The sequence below is a fragment of the Pseudoalteromonas sp. SM9913 genome (assembly GCF_000184065.1).
GTDB classification, from domain to species: domain Bacteria; phylum Pseudomonadota; class Gammaproteobacteria; order Enterobacterales; family Alteromonadaceae; genus Pseudoalteromonas; species Pseudoalteromonas tetraodonis.
This window is the reverse complement of record NC_014803.1, coordinates 153,257-174,604: the sequence shown is the minus strand read 5'-3', so window position 1 is coordinate 174,604 and position 21,348 is coordinate 153,257. Positions and strand designations below refer to the sequence as shown.

23 protein-coding genes are annotated in these 21,348 nt (G+C 40.8%); 6 read left to right on the top strand and 17 right to left on the bottom strand.

The window, feature by feature from the left end; all coding sequences use genetic code 11:
- Positions 1-3: 3 nt before the first annotated feature.
- The 6 genes from rpsS to rpsJ are packed head-to-tail and all read right to left on the bottom strand — an operon-like array spanning position 4 to position 3,036.
- Positions 4-282: a 30S ribosomal protein S19 gene (gene rpsS, locus PSM_RS00830; RefSeq protein ID WP_004588689.1), complete on the bottom strand. Its 279-nt coding sequence runs from the start codon at positions 280-282 to the stop codon at positions 4-6.
- A 15-nt stretch (positions 283-297) separates the two neighbouring features.
- Positions 298-1,122 carry a 50S ribosomal protein L2 gene (gene rplB / locus PSM_RS00825; protein WP_007376192.1) on the bottom strand — a complete coding sequence of 275 codons (825 nt, stop codon included), beginning with the start codon at positions 1,120-1,122 and terminating at the stop codon, positions 298-300.
- A 17-nt stretch (positions 1,123-1,139) separates the two neighbouring features.
- Positions 1,140-1,442, bottom strand: coding sequence for a 50S ribosomal protein L23 (rplW, locus tag PSM_RS00820; protein ID WP_008108343.1), 303 nt, complete (start codon positions 1,440-1,442; stop codon positions 1,140-1,142).
- Positions 1,439-2,044, bottom strand: a complete 606-nt coding sequence (gene rplD / locus PSM_RS00815; RefSeq protein ID WP_008108340.1) for a 50S ribosomal protein L4 — start codon at positions 2,042-2,044, stop codon at positions 1,439-1,441. Before rplD ends, rplW begins: the two co-directional genes overlap by 4 nt.
- A 17-nt stretch (positions 2,045-2,061) precedes the next feature.
- Positions 2,062-2,697 carry a 50S ribosomal protein L3 gene (rplC, locus tag PSM_RS00810; protein ID WP_008108338.1) on the bottom strand — a complete coding sequence of 212 codons (636 nt, stop codon included), beginning with the start codon at positions 2,695-2,697 and terminating at the stop codon, positions 2,062-2,064.
- 27 nt (positions 2,698-2,724) lie between these two features.
- Positions 2,725-3,036, bottom strand: a complete 312-nt coding sequence (rpsJ, locus tag PSM_RS00805) for a 30S ribosomal protein S10 (RefSeq protein ID WP_002957900.1) — start codon at positions 3,034-3,036, stop codon at positions 2,725-2,727.
- 427 nt (positions 3,037-3,463) lie between these two features.
- Here rpsJ and plsB point away from each other — a divergent pair, with 427 nt between their 5' ends.
- Positions 3,464-5,902 carry a glycerol-3-phosphate 1-O-acyltransferase PlsB gene (gene plsB, locus PSM_RS00800; RefSeq protein ID WP_013463779.1) on the top strand — a complete coding sequence of 813 codons (2,439 nt, stop codon included), beginning with the start codon at positions 3,464-3,466 and terminating at the stop codon, positions 5,900-5,902.
- 52 nt (positions 5,903-5,954) lie between these two features.
- Here the strand turns inward: plsB and tesB are convergent, their stop codons facing one another.
- Complete coding sequence (gene tesB / locus PSM_RS00795) at positions 5,955-6,812, bottom strand: acyl-CoA thioesterase II (protein ID WP_013463778.1); 858 nt, start codon at positions 6,810-6,812, stop codon at positions 5,955-5,957.
- Between the two features lie 83 nt (positions 6,813-6,895).
- Here tesB and PSM_RS00790 point away from each other — a divergent pair, with 83 nt between their 5' ends.
- Both PSM_RS00790 and PSM_RS00785 read left to right on the top strand, forming a co-directional pair.
- The gene (locus tag PSM_RS00790) at positions 6,896-7,351 is read left to right on the top strand and encodes an EVE domain-containing protein (protein WP_013463777.1); all 456 of its coding nucleotides are present in this window, start codon (positions 6,896-6,898) and stop codon (positions 7,349-7,351) included.
- A gap of 126 nt (positions 7,352-7,477) precedes the next feature.
- Positions 7,478-8,509, top strand: coding sequence for a hypothetical protein (locus PSM_RS00785; protein ID WP_013463776.1), 1,032 nt, complete (start codon positions 7,478-7,480; stop codon positions 8,507-8,509).
- A 21-nt stretch (positions 8,510-8,530) separates the two neighbouring features.
- Here the strand turns inward: PSM_RS00785 and PSM_RS00780 are convergent, their stop codons facing one another.
- Both PSM_RS00780 and PSM_RS00775 read right to left on the bottom strand, forming a co-directional pair.
- Positions 8,531-8,722 carry a hypothetical protein gene (locus PSM_RS00780; protein ID WP_013463775.1) on the bottom strand — a complete coding sequence of 64 codons (192 nt, stop codon included), beginning with the start codon at positions 8,720-8,722 and terminating at the stop codon, positions 8,531-8,533.
- Positions 8,722-9,789, bottom strand: a complete 1,068-nt coding sequence (locus PSM_RS00775; RefSeq protein ID WP_013463774.1) for a potassium channel family protein — start codon at positions 9,787-9,789, stop codon at positions 8,722-8,724. The genes PSM_RS00780 and PSM_RS00775 overlap by 1 nt, the downstream gene beginning before the upstream one ends.
- A gap of 166 nt (positions 9,790-9,955) precedes the next feature.
- Here PSM_RS00775 and PSM_RS00770 point away from each other — a divergent pair, with 166 nt between their 5' ends.
- Positions 9,956-10,903: a chemotaxis protein CheV gene (locus PSM_RS00770; RefSeq protein WP_013463773.1), complete on the top strand. Its 948-nt coding sequence runs from the start codon at positions 9,956-9,958 to the stop codon at positions 10,901-10,903.
- 170 nt (positions 10,904-11,073) lie between these two features.
- Entirely contained in the window at positions 11,074-12,387 is a 1,314-nt protein-coding gene (locus PSM_RS00765) for a short-chain fatty acid transporter (RefSeq protein ID WP_013463772.1), read from the top strand.
- A 466-nt stretch (positions 12,388-12,853) separates the two neighbouring features.
- Here the strand turns inward: PSM_RS00765 and PSM_RS00755 are convergent, their stop codons facing one another.
- The 7 genes from PSM_RS00755 to PSM_RS00725 all read right to left on the bottom strand — a co-directional run bounded on the left by PSM_RS00755 (position 12,854) and on the right by PSM_RS00725 (position 18,653).
- The gene (locus PSM_RS00755; RefSeq protein ID WP_013463771.1) at positions 12,854-13,039 is read right to left on the bottom strand and encodes a hypothetical protein; all 186 of its coding nucleotides are present in this window, start codon (positions 13,037-13,039) and stop codon (positions 12,854-12,856) included.
- A 193-nt stretch (positions 13,040-13,232) separates the two neighbouring features.
- On the bottom strand, positions 13,233-15,368 hold the full coding sequence (locus PSM_RS00750) for a peptidase domain-containing ABC transporter (protein ID WP_076916056.1): 2,136 nt from the start codon (positions 15,366-15,368) through the stop codon (positions 13,233-13,235).
- Positions 15,369-15,676: 308 nt separating this feature from the next.
- On the bottom strand, positions 15,677-15,883 hold the full coding sequence (locus tag PSM_RS00740; protein ID WP_013463769.1) for a hypothetical protein: 207 nt from the start codon (positions 15,881-15,883) through the stop codon (positions 15,677-15,679).
- Complete coding sequence (locus tag PSM_RS00735) at positions 15,883-16,080, bottom strand: hypothetical protein (protein WP_013463768.1); 198 nt, start codon at positions 16,078-16,080, stop codon at positions 15,883-15,885. The genes PSM_RS00740 and PSM_RS00735 overlap by 1 nt, the downstream gene beginning before the upstream one ends.
- 194 nt (positions 16,081-16,274) lie before the next feature.
- Entirely contained in the window at positions 16,275-17,162 is an 888-nt protein-coding gene (locus PSM_RS00730) for an HlyD family efflux transporter periplasmic adaptor subunit (RefSeq protein ID WP_236613523.1), read from the bottom strand.
- The gene (locus PSM_RS18690) at positions 17,069-17,479 is read right to left on the bottom strand and encodes a biotin/lipoyl-binding protein (RefSeq protein WP_236613522.1); all 411 of its coding nucleotides are present in this window, start codon (positions 17,477-17,479) and stop codon (positions 17,069-17,071) included. Before PSM_RS18690 ends, PSM_RS00730 begins: the two co-directional genes overlap by 94 nt.
- 157 nt (positions 17,480-17,636) lie before the next feature.
- Positions 17,637-18,653, bottom strand: a complete 1,017-nt coding sequence (locus tag PSM_RS00725; protein ID WP_013463767.1) for a metalloprotease — start codon at positions 18,651-18,653, stop codon at positions 17,637-17,639.
- A 356-nt stretch (positions 18,654-19,009) separates the two neighbouring features.
- Between PSM_RS00725 and PSM_RS00720 the strand changes: the two genes are divergently transcribed.
- The gene (locus PSM_RS00720; RefSeq protein WP_013463766.1) at positions 19,010-20,227 is read left to right on the top strand and encodes an EAL domain-containing response regulator; all 1,218 of its coding nucleotides are present in this window, start codon (positions 19,010-19,012) and stop codon (positions 20,225-20,227) included.
- Here PSM_RS00720 and PSM_RS00715 read toward each other — a convergent pair.
- The gene (locus PSM_RS00715; protein ID WP_013463765.1) at positions 20,224-21,291 is read right to left on the bottom strand and encodes a CNNM domain-containing protein; all 1,068 of its coding nucleotides are present in this window, start codon (positions 21,289-21,291) and stop codon (positions 20,224-20,226) included. The genes PSM_RS00720 and PSM_RS00715 overlap by 4 nt on opposite strands.
- Between the last annotated feature and the right edge of the window lie 57 nt (positions 21,292-21,348).

The following is a 21,348-nucleotide window of genomic DNA, read 5'->3' as shown; positions in this document are numbered from 1 at the left end:
CTCTTAACGTTTCTTCGCTTTCTTATCCGCAGCATGGCCACGGTAAGTGCGAGTTGGTGCAAATTCACCTAGTTTGTGACCGATCATTTCGTCAGAAACGAAAACTGGTACATGCTGGCGACCATTATGGACAGCAATGGTCAATCCGATCATGTTAGGTATGATCATTGAACGACGGCTCCAAGTTTTAATTGGCTTCTTTTCACCGCTTTCCAAAGCTTTCTCTACCTTCTTCAGCAAGTGTAGGTCTATAAAAGGACCCTTCTTGAGAGAGCGTGGCATGGCTATTCCTCAATATTACTTAGTACGACGACGTACTATAAATTTATCCGTACGCTTGTTCTTACGCGTCTTAGCACCTTTAGTCGGCTTACCCCATGGAGACACAGGATGACGACCACCAGATGTACGACCTTCACCACCACCGTGTGGGTGATCAACCGGGTTCATGGCAACACCACGAACTGTCGGACGAATACCACGCCAGCGATTTGCACCTGCTTTACCAAGTGAACGAAGCATATGCTCAGCATTGCCTACTTCACCTAGTGTCGCACGACAATCAGATTCAACTTTACGAACTTCGCCTGAACGAAGACGTAATGTTACATATTGACCATCACGTGCAAGGATTTGAACGTATGCACCAGCAGAACGTGCAATTTGAGCACCTTTACCTGGTTTAAGTTCTACGTTGTGAACAGTCGAACCTACAGGCATATTACGCATTGGTAATGCATTACCAGGTTTGATTGGTGCATCAACACCAGACTGGATTGCATCGCCAGCTTTTAAGCCTTTTGGTGCGATAATGTAACGACGCTCACCGTCTGCATATAATACAAGAGCGATGTTTGCGCTACGATTTGGATCATATTCTAAACGCTCAACAGTGGCTGGAATGCCATCTTTAGTACGTTTAAAATCGATTAAACGGTAATGCTGCTTATGACCACCACCGATATGACGAACCGTAATACGACCATTGTTATTACGACCACCTGATTTAGAGTTTTTCTCTAATAGTGGTGCGTAAGGTTTACCCTTATGTAAATCTGGGTTAACCACTTTAACTAGGTGACGACGACCCGCAGAAGTTGGCTTACACTTTTGAAGTGCCATAATTCTAACTCCCCTTATTACTCGGCGCCGCCGACAAAGTCCAGCTCGCTACCTTCTTTAAGAGTAACGTAAGCTTTCTTCCAGTCGCTACGACGACCGAAACGCATGCCAGTACGTTTTGTTTTACCCTTAACGTTAAGTGTGCGAACACCAGTTACTTCTACTTCAAAAAGCTTCTCAACTGCCGCTTTAACTTCAGCTTTAGTTGCGTCATTTGCTACTTTGAAAACAATCGTGTTGTTTTCTTCAGCAGCGATTGTGCTTTTTTCAGAGATGTGTGGAGCAAGGATCACTTTTAAAAGACGTTCTTCACGGATCATGCTAGCGCCTCCTCAAGTTGCTTAACAGCAGCAGCTGTAATTAGTACCTTGTCGAAAGCAATTAAGCTTACAGGATCGATACCAGCTACATCACGTGTGTCAACCTTGTACAGGTTACGTGCCGATAAGAAAAGATTTTCATCTACTTCTTCAGTCACGATAAGAACATCTTTAAGCTCAAGTTCTTTAAGCTTAGCAACTAGTTCTTTAGTTTTTGGTGCTTCAAGACCAAAACTCTCAACAACGATTAAACGCTCTTGACGAACTAATTCAGATAAGATGCTTTTGATCGCACCGCGGTACATTTTACGGTTTACTTTTTGGCTGTGGTCTTGTGGTTTAGCTGCGAAGCTAACGCCACCTGAACGCCAAATTGGACTACGGATTGTACCAGCACGTGCACGGCCAGTACCTTTTTGAGCCCATGGTTTTTTACCACCACCGCTTACTTCAGAACGTGTCTTCTGAGCACGAGTACCTTGACGAGCACCTGCTGCGTATGCAACAACTACTTGGTGTACTAATGCTTCGTTAAACTCACGTCCAAAAGTAGCTTCAGAAACTTCAAGAGCGCCAGAAGCGTCTTTAATTGCTAATTCCATCACTAAATCTCCAGGACTTATGCTTTAACAGCTGGTTTAACGATAACGTCACCGCCGATAGCGCCAGGTACTGCACCTTTAACTAAAAGCAGGTTACGCTCAGCGTCAACGCGAACTAGTTCAAGGTTCTGAGTTGTTACTTGCTCATTACCCATTTGACCGGCCATTTTCTTACCTTTAAACACCTTACCAGGTGATTGGTTTTGACCGATTGAACCAGGAGCACGGTGAGATAGAGAGTTACCATGTGTAGCGTCTTGCATGCTGAAATTCCAGCGCTTAACACCACCTTGGAAACCTTTACCTTTAGAAGTACCGGTTACGTCAACTTTGTTGATTTCGTTGAATAATTCAACCGTAAGCTCTGCGCCTACTTCAAAATCGCCTTCACCACCATTTAGGCGGAATTCCCACAGACCGCGACCCGCTTCAACACCAGCTTTAGCGAAGTGACCCGCTGTTGCTTTGTTTACACGGCTTGCTTTTTTAGTGCCTGCGGTTACTTGAAGCGCGTTATAACCGTCTGTTGCGTCAGATTTGATCTGAGCAATGCGGTTAGGAGTCGCTTCAATAACTGTCACAGGGATAGATACACCATCTTCAGTGAAGATACGTGTCATACCCACTTTACGACCGACTAGACCTAATGCCATTTTCCTAAAACCTCTCTAATCTTCCGATTAACCCAGGCTGATTTGAACATCAACACCAGCAGCAAGGTCTAAACGCATAAGTGCGTCTACAGTCTTGTCAGTTGGTTCTACGATGTCGATCAGACGTTTATGGGTGCGGATCTCGTACTGATCACGCGCGTCTTTATTAACGTGCGGTGATGTAAGTACAGTAAAACGTTCAAAGCGTGTAGGTAGTGGAATTGGACCACGTACTTGTGCGCCAGTGCGTTTCGCAGTTTCCACGATTTCCGCCGTTGATTGGTCAATCAAACGGTGGTCAAAAGCTTTTAGGCGAATACGAATGCGTTGATTTGACATTCTTAAACCTCAATATAAAGAGCATTTAAAGAGCATAAAAAAACGACCGAAACAATCTTAATAATTAAGATGCCGGTTGTTAGATTATATCTACGTTGAGTTCCAAATCGGAACTCCTGTTTATTAGCTTGAAATCCAAGCTTAATTTATTCTTTCTTGTTCCCGAGGGAATTTTGAAAGCCTGCGTATTATAATGATGCTGGTGATAAATGCAACAACTATTTAGACATAATTGCTTTGCAATTGTCGTTTAAAAAATAGCTAAGTTTATTAATAGTGAACGTAATGGAAGTGATGATGTCACTATAATGTCATAGCTTGTCGATTAATCTGCAGAGGATTTTTTAGATAATATGTTATCCTATGCGCTAATTTTGCTGTTATATACCCATATTGATTTGGGTAACTACTCTCTTATGGTGAGTCAATGCGTATTTTAAATTATGGTTTAAATCTTATCTCTGGTGGTATTAGCCGCTTGTTTGTTAAAAGCAAAGTACTGCCTGAGAAGCCGTTAGAGCAATTTGAGTTAAACCCTAAAAACCCGACCTTTTATATAGTGCGTTTAAATTCACGCTTTGATTTAGCGGCACTCGCGCGCGTATGTAAACGAAATGGCTTGCCCGACCCTACCGAGCAGCAAGTGTTAGGTGACCAAGCGTTAGATCGTTTTATTGGCATTAAAAACCCACCACCGTTATTTGGTAATAAAGAAAAGCCTACCAACGCATTAGATCAGGGCAAGCAAATCATTGAACACTTATTAAATAGTGGCCAAAAAAATGTGCAGGTTGTGCCTGTGACTATTTTATGGGGCAGAGCGCCGGGTAAAGAGAAGCCAGGACTGAGTACTTTACTTTCGCACTCACTTACGCCCAGCTGGTTTAGAAAAATATTTGTTGTACTTTTTTCAGGTAGAGACAACTTTATTCGTTTTAGCCAACCACTTGATTTATCACTACTGGTGAACGAAAAAGCCGATGTAAATGAACTTCCTCATAAACTACTTCGCGTAGCTAGAGTACACTTTAAGCGCCAGAAGCTGGCTGCCACAGGGCCTAAAATCCCATCTCGTGATCAGTTATTTAGCTCACTACTGGCATCCCCAACGATAAAAAAAGCGATTCAAACTGAAGCGTCTGAAAAAAATATTAGCCAAGCCCAAGCGCGACAAAACGCATTAAAGCTTCTTGATGAAATTGCTGCTAATTACAGCGACGCCACCATTCGCGTTGCCGATCGCATATTAACCTGGCTTTGGAACAAGCTGTATAATGGGATTGATATAAAGTACACCGAGCAAATCCATGACCTAACCAACAAAGGCCATGAAATAATCTACATGCCGTGTCATCGTAGTCATATGGATTACTTGCTACTGACCTACTCTATTTACCATCAAGGGCTTGTTCCACCGCATATCGCAGCGGGTATTAACTTAAACTTTTTCCCAGCCGGTGGCATATTCCGCCGCAGTGGCGCGTTTTTTATTCGCCGCTCGTTTGCTGGTAACAAACTTTACTCAGCGGTATTTAAAGAATACTTAAGCCAGTTATTTATCAAAGGTTACTCGGTAAAGTTTTATACCGAGGGTGGGCGCAGCAGAACGGGACGTTTACTACCCCCTAAAACCGGCATGCTCGCAATGACAATGCAAGCCATGTTGCGCGGTATAGACAGACCTATATCTATTGTGCCGGTATATATTGGTTACGAGCACGTCATGGAAATAAACACCTATTTAAAAGAGCTGGCTGGGAACGATAAAAAAGGCGAGTCGATATTAGGTATTTTTAAAGCGATTAAAAATTTAAAAAACTATGGTCGTGGTTATTTAAACTTTGGCGACCCTATTTCTATCAATCAGTATTTAAATGATAACCAGCCTGACTGGCGTGAATCAATTCATGCAACCGATGTGCAAAAACCACAATGGTTAGGGCCGCAGGTGGCTAATCTTGCTGATCAGGTTATGGTTAAAATTAACAATGCCGCCGCACTTAACTCTGTTAACTTACTGGCGATGATACTGCTGGTAAACGATAAGCAGGCATTGAGTAAGCCAAAGCTGTTAGCTCAGCTTGAGTTTTACTTACGATTGCAACGTGAAGCCAGCTATAGCAGTAAAATAACCGCACCAGATGAAACACCAGAGCAGCTACTTGAACATGCCTTAAAACTTAACAAGTTTGACGTGATCAGTGATGAGTTTGGCGAAATAATTGCGATAAGCGATAAAGAAAAAACCTTATTCAACTACTACCGTAATAACATTTTACATATTTTTGCGGTGCCTAGTTTAGTGGCGCTGCATTTATTTAAGCAACATCAAAGCACCGTAACTCAGTGCCATCAGCTGGTGAAATCTTTTTATCCATTGTTTGCTAAAGAGTGGTACTTGCAAGAGTTAGATGAGAGCTACGTTACTCGTATTTTAACTAACTTTAGTGATCAAGGCTTAATTGCGCTTGATGGTGATAACATTAAAGTGACTCAAAATAACGATAGCTTTGCCAAACTCGAAATGCTCGGTCGTGCATTGAGCTTTACTTTGCAACGTTATGCGATTGTGATTGGCTTTATTCAAACCAGCCAAGGGATTGAAAAAGCAGAGCTTGAACGTGAAAGCTATGTGCTGGCGCAGCGCTTGGGTACGTTACATGGCATTAAAACGCCAGAGTTTTTTGATAAGAAGGTACTCAGTAGCTTTATTTCAAACCTACGCGAACAAAAGCTGATTAGTGAATCAGACAGTGGCTTACAAGGCAGCTCAGCGTTGTGCGAGACTTACAAGCAACTACAAACGCTATTACCGGCACGCATTTGGCAGTCAATAACAGATATTGTGCACGCTCAATGCAAGTAAAATAAAGCCATACCCACTATATTGAAGGTATTCAATATAGTGGGTATTAGGATTAGCGCTGGCGCATTACCCCTTCTTGAATAGTAGAGGCTACCAAGTTTCCTTGGCGGTCAAAAAACTGCCCACGTACCAGCCCTCTTCCTGAGCTCGCGCTTGGACTATCAATAGTATATAAAATCCAATCATCCATTCTAAACGGACGATGAAACCACATAGCATGGTCAATCGTCGCTACTTGCATATTCGGCTGCATAAACGACACGCCATGTGGTTGTAATGCGGTTGGTAAAAATTCAAAGTCGGACGCATACGCTAATAAATAGTTATGAATACGTTGATCGTCAGGCATATCGCCATTGGCTTTAAACCAAATATGTTTTACTGGTTCAATGGCTTCTGGTTTAAAGGGGTTATGAAAATTCACTGGGCGCATTTCAATTGGCATTTCACGAATAAATTTATTACGGATAGCTTCTGGAATATGCTGTGCATTTTCTTGATAAAACTCTAATGAAGAACGTAGCTCTTCAGGGGCAGGAACATCTGGCATGGTCGCTTGATGCGATAACCCTTGTTCATCACCTTGAAACGACGCCGTCATGTAAAAAATAGGCTTACCGTACTGAATCGCGCTAACACGACGCGTACTAAAACTTTTACCATCGCGAATCGTTTCAACGTCATACACTATCGGCTTTGCAGCATCGCCTGGGCGTAAAAAGTAAGAATGTAATGAGTGAACAATTCGCCCCGCTGGCAGTGTTTCTTTGGCTGCTGAAAGCGCTTGCCCCATAACTTGACCGCCAAACACCGCTCTAAAACCTAAGTCTTGGCTTTGTCCTCGGTATAAACCTTGTTCAATTTCTTCAAGTGATAACAACGACAATAAATCATCTAATACTTGGCTCATTATTTCTTCCTCAATCCCCTAATTTCTAAATGATACTATACAATACTGGAAAAATACCAACACACTGAGTGAGGAAAACTAATATGGCTTTTTGGCTATTTAAAACCGAACCCGACGCCTTTTCAATTGATGACTTAAAGTATGCACCTGAACAAACCACGTTATGGGAAGGCGTGCGAAACTACCAAGCGCGTAACTTTATCCGCGATGATGTTAAACAAGGTGATTTAGTGATGATTTATCATTCTAGCTGTAAACAGGTTGGTGTTGCGGGAATAGGAATTGTCACTAAAGCCGCTTACCCTGATCCGACTCAGTTTGACTTAAGTAGCGATTATTATGATGCCAAAGCAACCGTTGAGACCCCCCGTTGGTTTGTGGTGGAAGTAACCTACCATTCTCATCTCAGTAGCATAGTGAGCTTGCAAGCAATTAAGGCAAATGAGTCAGTGACAGACATTGCACTTAAAAAAGGGGGACGTTTATCGGTCATGCCAGTGACCGAAAATGACTGGAATGAAATTTTGAACATGGCTTAATAGTCGCAAAGGTAACATACATTTTGCCATTAAAAAGGCACTCCACCAGCGCAGCATAGCTTGGCTCAATTTCTCTTATGCCCTCAGATTTGCTATGATCTGCGGCTTGTGCGCACTGGAGGAAAAATGAAATTACTATACTGGTTAGATGAATGGTTAACTCTCAGCGATAATGAGAAGCAAGCAAAACTACCTACCTCTGGTGGGGATTTACTCGGTGATGTGTATGTAAAATATCACTTTGTTGATCTCAACAACCCCCTGCTTTTTACTTTTTCACCTGCCGGTACTGATGTAAAAGAGCGTGATTTGAACGAAGACTTTGCACCTTGGGGCTATCATTTAGCACAAAAGCAAAACGTTAATATTATTGCGTTTCAGCATTTGGGTAAAAGTAATTGGTTTCGTAACCGCAATTTAATCTTTTTTATTGAGCAACTATCAACTCTACTCTCTCCTTTTGAAACCAAGCTAGGCTATGGACTTAGTCGTGGCGGCTTTGCTGTGGGTGCATTTGCTAAATTACTCAAACTCGACAAAGTACTGCTTTTCCATCCTGTTAGCACTAAAAACAAACTTATCGCCCCTTGGGATGACCGCTCAAGTACCGACATTGCCCAGCAATATGACTGGCAAGGTGACTACCATGATTTAGATTTAGGGGATGCACAGGGCTACATTATTTACGACCCAACCAACTGCATTGACCGCCAACACGCTAAACGCTATAAGCAGCTCACTCACTTACGCGTATTTGGGATGGGGCACGGCACCCATGCCACTTATTTAAATAAGTTTGGGTTTTATAAACAAGTGGCTATTGATTTTATTGCTAATCAACAAATCGACATTGCACAATTTAGGCTACAAACAAAAACACTGCGTTTAAAAGAGGATTATTATAAAAAACTTAATAAAGCCAATGCTAATTCGCCGCATCGTCAAGCGTTATTAAGTACCGCTCACACTATTTTAATCGACGAAAAAGCAGCGCACGTGCAAGAGCACCAAGAAAAAATTGATATTCAACCTTTAATAGACGTAGCCATTAAGCATCAAGATGAAAATCCAAATGATGCCATTAAACTATTAGAAGTGGCTCAACAGCTAGCGCCAGACGACCCGCTGGTTGAGCATAAGCTGAGACAATTAGAATAAGTAACAAAAGGTACTCATTCTTTACTTTTTCTTGGCGTGCCCTTGCTTGGGCACAATCGAAAAGTAAAGAATCAGCGCTATCCACGAAAAGAAGATAGCGCCGACTAGCCAGCCATTTTTTTCATGGCCTTGGCTACGCTTACTGTTAAGAATTATCATAATAGGGAAAATGTAAGCACATAAAACGATAATTAAAAACGCAATTTCAGTCATTATTTTTCCAAGCTAGGCCAGTCAACTTCATTACTCAATACTCGCTCTTGCGCAATGTAATGCAAAATATCTCCGGCGTTTACTGCATAATCTAAAGGCGGATTTAAATCCATATTTTTTGCACTTAAATTATGAGCCACACCTAACAATATTGCATCATGATCGTACTTAAAGTGATGAAATAATTTACCAAACTCCATGGTTTTTACATTACTAGGGATTTGTAAACTAAACTGCGTATCACCATGCAAGGTTGATAATAGTTCCTCTTGTACACGACTTGAGCCTGGGTCTTGCATTGAGCGCACTAAAATCTCTGCCGATTTAGTACTGCTACACTCTACGTTGTGGCAATGCTCTAATAACATTTCCACTTTCGTTTCATCAAAGAAGTGTGCACTTATGTGACAATCTTCTTTGACTAAACGGCTAATACGCAGTGCGGTGGTAAATGTTTGGTCGTCATCTTGGCCATCAATAATCACTTTATCGGCGTGGCGAATGGCAACGCGTTCTAATTCATCCAAATCGGTGAAACTGGTTAGGCGAGCAAAATCAACATTCTCATTACTTAAAAACGGATGCTCTATTTGTTCAGTAACCGCTAATAAAATACGGCGATCTGTCCGCTTAGTATCAGCCAAAATGTAGTCGATCATTTTTTTGGTACGAGCATTATGCCAACCAAAAATAATAATATGATTGCTACTGTGAGCAAAGTTTTTATCACCAGTCATAGCGCGCCTAATTAAGTAAGTTACTGTTTGTCCTGTTTTACCCAACAAGACACCAAATAAAGCCAAACCAAAAGGTATTTGTATTAATGCGACAATCCATCGACCTAAGTCAGTTGATGGACTTAAATCCCCATACCCTACCGTTGAAGTGGTTACCGTGTAGTAGTAAAAAAAAGTACCCGGTGAAAGCAGTGCCTGCTCATTTGCCACTAACAATAAGCACCAAGTAAGCAGCATATGTAAGGATGTTGCTATTACAACAGACTGCCAACTTACCTGATCAATATGGCTGCGCAACAGCACAACAATACGTTTAAAAATATGATGCATAATTTTTTGTTAATCGATTGATTATTTAAATCATTTAGTAACACGATACTGCACATGATAACACTTAAGCAACGTTTTACTGTAATCGAAATATTCACGGTTCGTTATGAAGAAAAATAAGAGTAAACTATAGTTATAAAGTTATGAGGAAAAATATGGGTCTATTATGTCAGGTGTTTTAGCGTCAGTTGATCAGCGTACTCAGCTTGTAGGCGAAAATCGTTTAGAGTTGCTACTTTTTTATTTGCATAGCCGCCATTTATTTGCACTCAATGTATTTAAAATAAAAGAAGTGGTAAAGCTTCCCCGTTTAAGCAAAATACCGCACTCTCACCCTAAGGTAACCGGTGTAGCCAACATACGCGGTGAATCTATCCCAGTGATTGACCTTCGCCAAGCCATTTCTATGGCTAAAAAAGAATATGGTGAAGATTGTAACCTGGTCATAACTGAATATAACCGCACCACACAAGGTTTTTTAATTGGCAAGGTTGATCAAATCATGAATATGACCTGGTCTGACATTATGCCGCCACCCAGCTCTGTGGGTAAAAATCATTATATTACGGCACTAACTAAAGTGCAGCGTGATGGCCAAGAGCAATTAGTTGAAATTATTGATGTAGAAAAAGTACTCGCTGAAATAGTTGAGTACGAGGTCAATATTACTGATGGGGTGTTGGATGAAACCATCGTAAACGAATTTGCAGGACGCAAAATATTGCACGCCGATGATTCGCCAACAGCACGTAAACAAGTTAGCGATACGTTATCGCAGCTTGGTATCGAAATTATTCCTGCCAGTAACGGCCTAGAAGCCCTACAAATGCTCAAAAGCTGGGCTGATGAAGGGCGCGATGTTGAAAAAGAGCTGCTAATGGTGATTACCGATGCCGAAATGCCTTCGATGGATGGCTATCGCTTAACCTATGAAATACGTAACGACAATCGCTTAAAAAACTTACATGTGGTGCTTAACACGTCCCTGAGTGGTAGCTTCAACCAAGCCATGGTGGAAAAAGTAGGCTGTAATGCATTTTTATCAAAATTTCAGCCCGACTTACTCGTTCAAGAAGTACAAAATCGCTTAAAGCAAGTGCTTGGTGATTCTTAATTGAGCATAACTAGCAAATACCGACCAAGGTAAGTATTTGCTAGCGACACCCCCTCATTAACAACCTTTAAAAAGTCTGCCTTGCTGAGCGTTTATTCAAAGCGGTGTTTGCTAATCCTAAGATTTCATGATTAATTAACAAATAAGTTTTCACTAACTCGTTATTAATTATGCTTAATAAAGTTGCCAGTCCATTTACCAAGCTCGTCGAGCGCTACTTACCCGACCCATTTATATTTGTTATTTTGCTCACCATTATTACTTTAGTCATTGCGAATTTAGCGACCCCTGCAACCACACTTGAGGTAATAACATCATGGGGGAGCGGGTTTTGGAACTTACTAAGCTTTGCCATGCAAATGCTGTTGGTGCTAGTAACAGGCTATATGCTTGCCAGTACCTCTTTAATAAGTATGTTACTAACAAAATTAGCAACGCTTGCTAATACGGCCCCAAAAGCCATTATTTTAGTGACATTTATTTCGCTTTTGGCAAGCTGGCTAAATTGGGGGTTTGGCTTAGTAATTGGTGCTTTATTTGCTAAAGCGATTGCTAATCAGACTCGAGTGGATTATCGGCTGTTAGTGGCAAGTGCCTATTCAGGCTTTGTAGTATGGCACGGCGGATTGGCAGGCTCCGTACCACTAACCATTGCCACCGAAGGGCATTTTTCACAGGCGACTATGGGTATTATTGGCACACAGCAAACCTTATTCGCAGGCTTTAACATTGCGATTCTGATTGGCTTATTTATTATTATGCCGCTGGTTAACCGCTACATGCTACCGAGTGAAAAAGACAGTGTTTATGTTGACCCATCACTGCTTGAAAACACACCACCTGATAAAGTAACAATAACACGCCCTGCTCAGCATTTAGAACAAAGTAAGCTATTAGGTATGGGCATTGGTTTAATCGGACTTGCCTACTTAGGTTATTACTTTTTCATCGCAGGTGGCGGCTTAAACCTCAATAGTGTAATTGCCCTGTTTTTGTTTATGGCAATCACTCTGCATCAAACACCCCATAATGTGCTTAATAGCTTGCAACAAGCGATTCCGAGTGGCGCAGGAATTGTAATTCAGTTCCCTTTTTATGCTGGCATTATGGCGGTCATGGTAGATACTGGACTGGCGCAACAAATATCACAGGGCTTTATAGCCATCGCTGATGCCGATAGCTTGCCATTTTACAGTTTCATTAGTGCAGGACTCGTTAATATGTTTGTGCCCTCAGGTGGCGGACAATGGGCGGTACAAGCGCCTATTGTTATCCCTGCAGCACAAGAGCTTGGTGCAGATATGGCGCGGGTTGCTATGGCTGTGGCGTGGGGAGATGCGTGGACTAATTTAATTCAACCCTTTTGGGCATTGCCGGTATTAGCCATTGCAGGATTAAAAGCTAAAGACATTATGGGCTTTTGCGTGGTACAGCTGATTATTACTGGGGTGTTTATATCCTTGATGTTGAGCTTTTATCCGTAAAGAAAAAAACTTATTAGTAAGCAAAAAAATAAAAAAAGTGATAATACAATGAAAAACTTACCCATATTATGAACTTTCTTTTGATTCTTAAGCTTATAATCTAAAAGCTGATCACCCATCAAGGAAGAGCAGTGAGGACATGTGCACAATGAATTATCATGTAATAAACAGCAACGTTCGCAGCGGCTCTGCTTCCTCTTTTTTAACATTATTGCTAAATTAAACCCAATAGTCATATTAAACCTAAATAGTAAAACTCAATCATATTAAAGCTACTACTTTTTATCTTTCAAAAGATATGTTCGCAACTTTCTATTGAAGTAAATAACAACTAAGACTATGAGCATATAATAAGCAAATTTATATACTTCATCTGTAAAGTGAATATAATTTTCATATAATAAGTTAAGAGAAGACCATATAAAAAAAGTTGCAATTATCTGAATTAAAAGTACTTTATATCTCATTACTTCAAATCAAACCAAGCTACTGCAGCTATGTATACAGCACCAGCAACAAGTGCCCCTTTAACGCCCAACATACCACCAGCAGACATTGCCGAAGATAAATCTTTTGAAGAAAAATCTCCCCAACAATGTTCTGCACATCCACCATTCACTTCTTGAAATTCATTCACGCTTAATTCACGCATTTTATTATACTCCATAAATCCGGTGCTTTTTAGTTAAGTCATCGGGTTGTTAATATGCTCAACCTTACAATTAGGTGTGCGGTTAATAGGCTGGCTTTAGCTGCTCGCTAAAGTTAACTAAAGCTACCCGTCTTTTAGTTGTTTGCATTTAGCAAACTACCAAAATTTTTAAAGTTATTTTTACTGCCCAACATTACGCACTTACTGTTTGCTGTTGCATATTCACCAGCTCTCCACCTTTAAGTTCAAATACTTTATCTGCCATATTAATAGTTTCTTGGCGGTGGGCAATCATAATGCGTGTAATGGGTAAGTGCTGAATTTGCTCGCTTATTTTAGCCTCGTTATCTTTATCTAAATGGCTTGTTGCTTCATCCATAAACAACACGCAGGGCGATTGATATAACGCACGGGCAAGTAATAACCGCTGCACCTGCCCACCCGATAAGTTTGAGCCCATATCACCTACTAACGAATTGTAACCCATGGTCATTTTAGTAATATCATCATGAATAGCAGCATGGTGGGCGCACTGCTCTATTTTTAAATAATTGGGTTGTGGATCAAAAAAGCTGATGTTATCGGCGATTGAACCTGCCAGTAACGTGTCGTCTTGCATTACAGCGGCAATTTGCTTACGGTAATTTTTAAGGCCGAGCTGGGTAATGTCTTTACCATCAAGCAGCACTTTACCTGAGGTAGGTTGCAATAACCCGAGCATCATTTTCATCAAGGTAGTTTTACCCGCACCAGAAGGCCCGGTAATCGCAATAGAATCACCAGCATTGAGCGTTAAATTCACGTTAGTTAAAATGGGCGCTTGCTCTTCACTGTAACTAAAGCAGATATTTTCAAGGGTAAGCTGACCTTTAACATTACCCTCGTCATCACCGGTATAGGCTATTTCACCATCGCGATTGGCTTCTTGTTGAGTTAGGGCAATATCGGCAATACGGTCTAAGTGTAAGCGCATCATTTTAAATTGAATGATTTGCTCAATTAAGTTGGCAAAGCGGCTAGTTAACTGGTTTTTATAGGCAATAAACGCCAGTACCATACCAACAGACAAGCTATTGCTCATAACTAACAATGCCGCAAAGTAAATCACTAATACATTTTCCAGGCCAAATAGCAGTTTATTAAATGAATCAAAACTTATATTTAATCGCCCTAAACGAATTTCGCTGTTTATTACCTCAGCATAACGGTTTTGCCAAATGCCTTGGCGCTGCGATTCATTACCAAACAATTTTATGGTTTGCATACCGCGAATATTTTCTAAAAAGTTGGATTGTTCTTTAGCTGAATTTTGAATCATTTCTTCGGTGGCTTGGTGCAGTGGCCTGTAAAGTGCTAAGCGCACTAAGGTATACAGCACAATTGCCCCTACAACCACCGCAGTGAGTTTCAGTGAATAAATAAGCATCATAATCAATACGGTAATGGCCATGACGCCATCGACTAAGGTTTCTACAAACCCAGTAGTAATGCGTTCTCGTATTTGTGCTAATGAGCCAAAGCGCGAGACAATATCGCCAACATGGCGCGACTCAAAATAATTCATTGGTAGTCGCAATAAGTGCCTGAGCAAGTTCACCCCCATTTGCATATTGAGCAAACTCGAAAGCCGCAAAATCAGCCAACTCCGCACTGCATTAGTCACCACTGAGATAATTGCAATCAGCGCGAACCCCATAGCCAGTACCGTTAATAACGATTCGTCAAAACTAATTAGTACTTCATCCACAACCCACTGCATATAATACGGGGTCATTAAGGCGAATAGTTGTAATACTAATGACAATGCAATCAGTTTTAGCAACCCTGCTTTTAAGCCCTTCATGGTGCTCCAAAGCTGGGTAAACTTCATTCTTGCTTGTTCTTGTTTAGCTTCAAACTTGCTGGTTGGCGTGAGCTCTAAACAAATGCCGGTAAAGTGTTTACTAAACTCTTCCGAGCTTAAACTACGCTTACCCACAGCAGGGTCGTTAATAGCAAATTTAGCTGAAGGCCCTTTACCAGAGACTTTGGTCAGCACCACAAAGTGATTCATATCCCAGTGCAATATACACGGTGTTTGCAGTTTATGGACTTCTTCGATTGGGCATTGCAGCGCACGACTGGCTAGCCCTAAATTATCACCCAGCTCAATCAGCTGCTGTAAGTTCATACCCTTTAGATTCGCCGAAAAGCGCTTACGCATAGCCGGCATATCCAGCCTATGACCGTGATAGCTTGCCACCATTGCCACAGAAGCTAGGCCGCATTCAGCTATTTCGGATTGAAGGATAAGGGGTATGCTATTTTTCAGGCTAAAGTTTAAATCCAAAACACTATCCTAAGTTAAATCACGAATTGAGCAGCTAAGCTATAATAGAAACAACTTCACTATTTGATACATTAAATTAGCTAAAAACACACATAAGATAATAAAAACAATAGTACTAATACTTTTATTCTTTTCAATCTGCTTTTCTAATGCTAAGAATATACAAGTAAATATAAATATCAGATAGTTATCACTTGAATTTTTAATGAAAATGAAGAACACACTCAAAACAAATGTTATTAATGCAATTGATTTCATTCCTACCCCTTATTGATTTAAGGCCCAACCAAAGATTGGACCTTAATTACTTACTCTGTCGCCATTGAATAAAGTGAAGAGCCAATATACCAACCACCTGCAGCAGCAGCGATTACAGGAAAGAAAAATGCTCCTGCCGCGGCGCCAGCGATCGAGCCCGCAACGCCAACAATACCAAGCCCTAAGCCAATCGTATTATCTGCATTTAATGCCCCACCTGTAACGACTTTACATTCTAATTCGTTTAATTCTTTCATTATTTCTGACTCGCATAATATGCAGCACCAGCTGCAACTAGAACCAACCCGCCGGTCATAAACATAGCACCAGCTAATGCGCTAGTCGTAACAAAAGCGGCCCCCCAAGCTCCAGCTCCACCAATCAAACCTGTTGCACCTAGAGATCTTCCTCCACCATTTACTTCTTGAATTTCTTTTACGTTTAATTCACGCATTTTGTTATACTCCATAAATCCGATGCTTTTTAGTTAAGTCATCGGGTTGTTAATATGCTCAACCTTACAATTAGGTGAGCGGTTAATAGGCTGGCTTTAGCTGCTCGCTAAAGTTAACTAAAGCTGGCCGTCTTTTTCGGTTGTTTGCATTTAGCAAACCACCAAAACTTTTAAATTTTCCTTTATTGCTACAATTAACTTACTCGTCCTTTTAGGCTATACAGCGGCTCGAGTAACCATTCAATTAATGTGCGCTGCTCTAGCATAATATCTGCCTCAAACAACATGCCGCTTTTTAGCTCAAATGCTTTACCATAAGCCTGCATTTGTTGCTGGCTAAGTGTTGCTCGCAAGCGGTATACTGGCTCTTGCAGTGCGATAGGCAAGCGTATTTCGTTTGGGGTAATGAGCGCCTTATCAATCCGGCTAATTTTGCTGTTAATAAAACCAAAGCGTTGATAAGGAAAGGCATCAAATCGCAAACGCGTATCGTTACCAAGCGCAATAAAACCTGCTGAACGTGTAGGTAATAGTAATTCAGCCACTAATTCTGAACCTTCGGGAATAATATGCAGTAGCGGTTTGGCTTGGGTGAGTGTTTCACCTTCCACCACTTGAATACCCGTGACTGTACCGCTATTACTTGCGGTGACGGTGTATTGATAGTTACTTTTAATTTGCGTAAGTTGGTTTTGAACATCCGCTTGTTGGCGTTTAAGACTATTTATACGCAACGTGTATTGCTGGGGCACGTTGGCAATATTAAAGCTTAGTTGGCTTAACTGGTTTTCTTGCTGCATCAGCAAGCGTGCTAGGTTTTGTTTTTCTTGCTTAGCATCCAACAGGGCTTGCTGTTGTTGCTCACGCTCAATATTTGATAAAAAGCCATTTTTATTAAGCTGGTTAAGGTTACTTTGTTGGCGGTTAAGTAGCGCTAGTTTTTCATCAGTAAGTTTAAGTTGGCTTTGTAATGCAGCTTGCTCATTAGTTAGTGCACGTTTTTGTGCCTGCAAGTTAAGTGACTCTTGCTTTTGTAGGGTGTGGTTTTGTGTAATTTCGTCATTAAGTAGTTGTATTTGCATACTTGGCTGTTATTTTGCTGCACAATGATGGTCGCCAACGGCTGACCTTTATTAACGGCATCACCCTCTTGTACAAATAGCTGCTCAATCATACCACCTTGATTAGCAAAGCTTTGGATAACCCCTTTATTAGGCATTAAAAAACCGCGCACGGTTTCTTTGCGTGAGTATTCTGCAGTGAATAAAAAGGTAATAACTGTGACAGCCACACAGGCCAAAATAAGCACAGTTAATTTTATTGATAGAGGTTGTATGAGGGTAATCGCCCCCGTTAAACGCTCACTTTGCTGAGCGATAGCTTCCTTTCTAAATAACATCCCTGAACAATCCCTGAACAACCCTGATATCGGAACACTACATCTTCAGTTACAAAAAAACAACAACAAACATACAAAAACCTTTAAAAACAGCAACAACCGAACAAAAAAACAGCACAGTGCACATTTTTTAAACTTTCCATGCTGTTTTTTGTCGTTAGCTCGATAAAATTTTCATTGGCAAACTCAGTATTGGATTGTCAGAGTCAGCAAAATGCATCATCACTGCTACATGACCTGCAACCACCAGCGCATACATGACCGCTGAAAAGCCTTGGCCATATTTATCTAATGGCAATAAATGCGAATAATGACGGCCGCGCCATTCAAACACAATTTCCAGCGCCCCAACAAACAAAAAGAACACTAATAACATTAAACCAAAGGTGTAACTTAGCCATAAGCCAAATAACACTCCCAATAAACATACACTCAGCCCCACCCACGATCGCATTGAAAAGCTAATACTCTTTAAAACATGTCCGCCATCAAGCGGTAAAATAGGCAGTAAATTGAATAAGTTAAGCAGTGCACTAAGTACCGCAACGCCTGCAAATATTTCCATTTCTGTGGCGTAAAAAAGCACCACGCCTAGCACTGAGGTAAACAAACCAAAGGCAGGGCCCATTAGTGAGATCACCACATCTTGCCAGCGCGTAGTTATTTTATCGTCGCTAACGGCTAACCCGCCTACAAAAGGAATTAAATAAATGCCTTTGGTTTTTATCCCAAAATACTTCATAGCTCGCACATGGCCATATTCATGTACCACTAGGCAAGCAATCAGCATTAACGCAAATTCAATGGTAAACAGCCAAGCATAACCGGCCACCGATGCGCTCGCTAGCGCCACTTTAACCACCTTAGCACTTTTAAATAACTTAAAGCCTAGCGCCGCAAGTCCCAAAAAGCCTTTTTTAGATTCGCCTTGCGCCGCCACAGGTAAAGCCAGCTGAGTGGCAAACTGATTATCTACAAATAGCGCAATACTCTGTTGGTTAACGTCACTGCTATCAATACCAATTAGCTGCTCATCAAGCATAAACTCAACATAGTTTTCACGTGGATTTTCAAATGCAATCGCTTGCTGATCATGAAATATTTTTACAATTTGTTGCTTATCTAGCATAAGCGTAAACGGTTGTTCGGCTAGATTCAGATCGATTTTTATCATTGTTATATCAGTTCGCTTAATTAGGGGTGCTATTTTGAGGCAGAAAAATCCTGTCGATAGCAAGGCAAAAACTTCGTTATTTAGTTGCTCTTAAGGAGAATTTTTTAACGCAGCTCGCGTCTGACTTGCCCCTCAAAATGATTAAGTATTATTGCGGCTTGGTATTATAACCATTATAAATTATGGCGCTAGTATACCTACCCACCTAAAAAACACGAGTGAGATAGAATAATTTGTCGATTGGATTTTGCTGATATTTAAAATTTAAAACAGCAATAAATACTGACAAAAACAATTCAAGCGACTATTTTTAAAACAGAAGGATATAAATTACGACTGTTAAGTTAAGGACAACAATGCGCACAAAATTACCAAACATACTCGTTGTCGATGACTCAAAAGCCATTTTGATTGTCATGAAAGCTATTTTTAATGAACTCGAAATGTCGCAAACCACAACCACCTGCTTAAACCCAGTTAAAGCACTTGAAAAAGTAAAAGCTGATATAAACTATTTTGATGCCATATTTACCGATCTAAATATGCCAGAAATGGATGGCATGGAGCTGATCCGTAACTTAGGTGAAATAGGCTATTGCGGTGCAATTGTTATTATTTCTGAAATGGACCCTAAAATAATCAGCCTAGCCGCTGACCTCGCTAAACAGCACAATGTGCATTTAATTGGCAACCTATCTAAGCCTGTGCAACTCAATCAGGTAAATACGTTACTTACCAAAATCGCTCAGTTAAACAGCCACACACTTGTAAAAGAGCGCCCAATCACTAAAGAAAAACTAATTAACGCATTAAAAAATAATGAAATAACACCTTACTATCAACCTAAAATAAATATAAACACCAATCAAATACAAAGTGTTGAAGTGCTGGCTCGCATTGTATCAAGTAAAGACGAACGAGTTATTTTACCAAGCCGTTTTATCAGCCTGGCTGAGCAATGCGATTTAATCAATGACATTACGTTTACGCTATTTGAAAAAGCCTGTGGTGACATCAAGCAGCTAAAAGAGCAGCTGGGTACAAATTTGAAATTGTCATTTAACTTATCGCCGTGTCAGTTAGATGATTTAAACAGCCCCAATAAGTTATTACAGCTTCTACAAAAACATGATGTTTTACCCAGTGATGTGGTGCTTGAAATAACCGAGCAGCATGCCCTTTCAAGCTACACACAACTCGAAACCTTAAATAGATTAAGAATATTCGGCTTTGGGATTTCACTCGATGACTTTGGCACTGGTTTTACTAATATTAACCAACTGAAACAGCTGCCATTTACAGAAGTAAAAATAGATCGCTCTTTTATTAGCCACATAGAAACCGATAAGTTTTCTCAAGTGGTAGTCAGCTCACTGATTAATATGACAACCCAAGAGCAGCTTGAATTAGTGGCCGAAGGGGTTGAGCGCCCCGAAGAGCTGGCCTACCTCAAGCATTATCAAACAAATTTAGCTATACAGGGCTTTTTATTTAGTTGCCCAAAAGCAAAAGCTGAATTTATCTCGTGGGCCCAACACTGGATAAAAACAGCTGCTAAAACAAAAAACAGCTAACGAGATTCATTATCGTCGGCGCTGACGATATGCTCACTATCAGCTAAACGCTGGTGCCAACGCTGCTTTGCTACGGCGCGCATATTGGTTGATTGATCTCGCTCATCCACAATTTCTAAGCCCATTAACGCTTCTATCATATCCTCAAGCGTTACAATTCCTTGCACATCACCGTATTCGTCAATCACTAAGCAAATGTGGGTACGTTGGGTGAGCAATGTTTGTAATAGCGACGATACATTTTGGGTGCTCGGTACCGTATAGATAGGTTTAACTAACTTACTAATTTTGTAATCTGTGCCTAACCGATGATATGCCAACATAATATCGTTTTTATGTACAAAGCCTATGATATCGTCAGCGTCTTTGTCATAAATTAGCACTCGAGAGAATGACGACGAACCGTGTTCACTCAAGTAATGATTAACGGTAAGATCTTTATGGATTTTAAAAATGACCGTACGCGGTGTCATTAAATCGGTTAGTTTTGCATGCCTAAAGTGCAGCAAATTACGAATGATTTCTGATTCATCAGCATGAAGCGCCCCAGACTCACTACCAATGTCGGCCATTGCTTCTATTTCTTGGCGAATATAATAGGCCTCATTATGCTTTTGACCCATCAAATTAGTTAGCTTTTGTGCTGCCCAAACAAAAGGCTTAAGGACTAGTACCAAAATACGTAAACCATAAGTCACACTAGGCGTTAAAGCACGCCAATAATTAGCCCCCAGCGTTTTAGGAATAATTTCAGATAACACCAGTACCAATAAAGTCATAATTGCAGACGCAATCCCCACAGCCGCATCTGAAAACACCACGGCAGCCTGTGCACCCACGCCCGCAGCACCGGCAGTATGTGCAACAGTATTAAGTGTTAAAATAGCCGCTAATGGCTGATCGATATTACTTTTTAGCTTCTCTAGTTGCTTAGCCAGTACTGGCCGCTCTTTACGAAGCAGCGCAACATAACTAGGTGAAATGCTCAATAGCACCGCTTCCATGACAGAACATAGAAACGAAATCACAATCGCTGTAACCATGTAAACGATTAATAGTGTCACTTTTTTTCCTCTAAATTGGATATATGAGCATCATAACAATACATGCTATATTTGGCC

Excerpts from the sequence above, each read along its gene's own strand:
- PSM_RS00780 (WP_013463775.1), bottom strand. The coding sequence starts at position 8,722 with ATGACTGAAATTGCGTTTTTAATTATCGTTTTATGTGCTTACATTTTC.
- PSM_RS00735 (WP_013463768.1), bottom strand. The coding sequence starts at position 16,080 with ATGCGTGAATTAAACGTAAAAGAAATTCAAGAAGTAAATGGTGGAGGA.
- rplD (WP_008108340.1), bottom strand. The coding sequence starts at position 2,044 with ATGGAATTAGCAATTAAAGACGCTTCTGGCGCTCTTGAAGTTTCTGAA.
- PSM_RS00765 (WP_013463772.1), top strand. The coding sequence starts at position 11,074 with ATGCTTAATAAAGTTGCCAGTCCATTTACCAAGCTCGTCGAGCGCTAC.
- rpsJ (WP_002957900.1), bottom strand. The coding sequence starts at position 3,036 with ATGTCAAATCAACGCATTCGTATTCGCCTAAAAGCTTTTGACCACCGT.
- PSM_RS00785 (WP_013463776.1), top strand. The coding sequence starts at position 7,478 with ATGAAATTACTATACTGGTTAGATGAATGGTTAACTCTCAGCGATAAT.
- tesB (WP_013463778.1), bottom strand. The coding sequence starts at position 6,812 with ATGAGCCAAGTATTAGATGATTTATTGTCGTTGTTATCACTTGAAGAA.
- PSM_RS00725 (WP_013463767.1), bottom strand. The coding sequence starts at position 18,653 with ATGATAAAAATCGATCTGAATCTAGCCGAACAACCGTTTACGCTTATG.
- rplW (WP_008108343.1), bottom strand. The coding sequence starts at position 1,442 with ATGATCCGTGAAGAACGTCTTTTAAAAGTGATCCTTGCTCCACACATC.
- rplB (WP_007376192.1), bottom strand. The coding sequence starts at position 1,122 with ATGGCACTTCAAAAGTGTAAGCCAACTTCTGCGGGTCGTCGTCACCTA.
- rpsS (WP_004588689.1), bottom strand. The coding sequence starts at position 282 with ATGCCACGCTCTCTCAAGAAGGGTCCTTTTATAGACCTACACTTGCTG.
- PSM_RS00790 (WP_013463777.1), top strand. The coding sequence starts at position 6,896 with ATGGCTTTTTGGCTATTTAAAACCGAACCCGACGCCTTTTCAATTGAT.
- PSM_RS18690 (WP_236613522.1), bottom strand. The coding sequence starts at position 17,479 with ATGTTATTTAGAAAGGAAGCTATCGCTCAGCAAAGTGAGCGTTTAACG.
- rplC (WP_008108338.1), bottom strand. The coding sequence starts at position 2,697 with ATGGCATTAGGTCTAGTCGGTCGTAAAGTGGGTATGACACGTATCTTC.
- PSM_RS00720 (WP_013463766.1), top strand. The coding sequence starts at position 19,010 with ATGCGCACAAAATTACCAAACATACTCGTTGTCGATGACTCAAAAGCC.
- PSM_RS00775 (WP_013463774.1), bottom strand. The coding sequence starts at position 9,789 with ATGCATCATATTTTTAAACGTATTGTTGTGCTGTTGCGCAGCCATATT.
- PSM_RS00770 (WP_013463773.1), top strand. The coding sequence starts at position 9,956 with ATGTCAGGTGTTTTAGCGTCAGTTGATCAGCGTACTCAGCTTGTAGGC.
- PSM_RS00755 (WP_013463771.1), bottom strand. The coding sequence starts at position 13,039 with ATGCGTGAATTAAGCGTGAATGAATTTCAAGAAGTGAATGGTGGATGT.
- plsB (WP_013463779.1), top strand. The coding sequence starts at position 3,464 with ATGCGTATTTTAAATTATGGTTTAAATCTTATCTCTGGTGGTATTAGC.
- PSM_RS00740 (WP_013463769.1), bottom strand. The coding sequence starts at position 15,883 with ATGAAAGAATTAAACGAATTAGAATGTAAAGTCGTTACAGGTGGGGCA.
- PSM_RS00730 (WP_236613523.1), bottom strand. The coding sequence starts at position 17,162 with ATGCAAATACAACTACTTAATGACGAAATTACACAAAACCACACCCTA.